Source organism: Micromonospora sp. D75 (assembly GCF_018070405.1).
GTDB classification, from domain to species: Bacteria; Actinomycetota; Actinomycetes; order Mycobacteriales; family Micromonosporaceae; genus Micromonospora; species Micromonospora chalcea.
Window position 1 is genome coordinate 1 of the sequence record NZ_JAGPXV010000940.1, and the last position, 1528, is coordinate 1528.

1 protein-coding gene and 1 pseudogene are annotated in these 1528 nt (G+C 70.5%); both read right to left on the reverse strand.

From position 1 onward, the window contains the following. Nucleotides 1–265 (reverse strand): annotated as a pseudogene (locus tag KBX39_RS30885) (MarR family transcriptional regulator); the annotation flags it as partial. 211 nt (nucleotides 266–476) lie between these two features. Beyond that, the gene (locus KBX39_RS30890; protein WP_043329080.1) at nucleotides 477–1493 is read right to left on the reverse strand and encodes a YihY/virulence factor BrkB family protein; all 1017 of its coding nucleotides are present in this window, start codon (nucleotides 1491–1493) and stop codon (nucleotides 477–479) included. Nucleotides 1494–1528: the final 35 nt, after the last annotated feature.

The following is a 1528-nucleotide window of genomic DNA, read 5'->3' on the forward strand; positions in this document are numbered from 1 at the left end:
CCTCCACGTCGATCGAGCTGGCGCCCAGGTCGACGGCGGCGAACCGCAGGTGCGGGCTCAGCTCGACCAGGGTGGAGCGCCGCCCGCCCCGGGAGGCGGCCAGCCCGGCCTCGGCCACGTACCCGAGGGAGACGAGCCGTTCCAGCTCGGCGAGCAGGCGCGGGCGGGGCATCTGGAGGCGGTCGCCGAGTTCGGCGCGGGACACCGCGCCCTCGTCCCGGAGCAGCCGCAGGAGCCGTACGTGCAGGGGGTCGACCGTCCGCACCGGCAGTCACCTCCGCATCGGAAGTCCGTCACATCGACCATGGCGATGTGTGTTGTGTCCGACACAGTAGGAGCCTTCCGGGTCGCATGTCCATAGCTTCGGCACGCCTGATGCAAACTTTTGTCCATACGAACAAAAGAGGTGCCGGGCCAGAAAAACGGGCCGCCCCGCCCGGGCGCATCCGGGCGGGGCGGCGAGGTGCGGTCAGCGGTCAGTGGTGGGAGGAGGCGTTGCCCTTCTTGCGCAGCTTGCGGTCGTCGCGCAACTCCACGTAGGGCTCCTCGTCGGCCGGGTGCCCGGCCGCGATGGCCCGGCTGCGCTCCAGCTCGGCGTCGAACTCCGCGCCGAGCAGGATGGCCACGTTGCTCAGCCAGAGCCAGACCAGGAAGATGATCACGCCGGCCACCGCGCCGTACGTCTTGTTGTACGAACCGAAGTTGCTGACGTAGAGCGCGAAGAGGCCGGACACCACGAGCCAGAGCACCACCGCGAGCACGCCGCCGGGGCTGACCCAGCGGAAGCCGCCGTGCCGGGCGTTCGGCGAGGCCCAGTAGAGGATCGCGAACATCAGGCTCACCAGCACCAGCAACACCGGCCACTTGGCGATGTTCCACACCGTGACGGCGGTCGAGCCGAGCCCGATCGCGTTTCCGGCCTGCTCGGCCAGGCCGCCGGTGAACACCACGATCACGGCGCTGATCAGCAGCATCACGCCGATCACCGCGGTCACGCCGAGGCGCACCGGCAGCGTCTTCCAGATCGGCCGCCCCTCCGGCACGTCGTAGATGCTGTTCGAGGCGCGCATGAACGCGGCGATGTAGCCGGAGGCGGACCAGAAGGCCGCGACCAGACCGATGACGGCCGCGATGCTGGCCAGCCCGCCGGACTGGCCGGCCTGGTCGATCGCGCTCTCGATGATCTTGCGGATGTTCTCCTCCGGCACCGCCTGGCCGACAGTGTCCCGGACCCCCTCCGTGGCCCGGTCACCGAGCAGGCCGAGCAGCGAGATCAGCACCAGCACGCCGGGGAAGATGGAGAGCACGCCGTAGTAGGTGAGCGCGGCGGCCCAGTCGGTCAGGCTGTCGTCCTGGAACTCCCGGACGGTCCGCTTGAGCGTCGCCATCCAGCCCGTCGCGGTCAGGTCGGTCGGGCTGTCCGGACCGTCGTCCGGGCCCACCGGCTCCGTGCGGTCGCGCCCGTCACGGGCGGGAGCCTCGTCGGCGGCCATGGCACCTCCTCGTCGTCGCGTCGTCAGACGACATG

Bases quoted from the DNA above. Each gene is read 5' to 3' on its own strand.
- KBX39_RS30890 (WP_043329080.1), bottom strand. From the start codon at position 1,493: ATGGCCGCCGACGAGGCTCCCGCCCGTGACGGGCGCGACCGCACGGAG.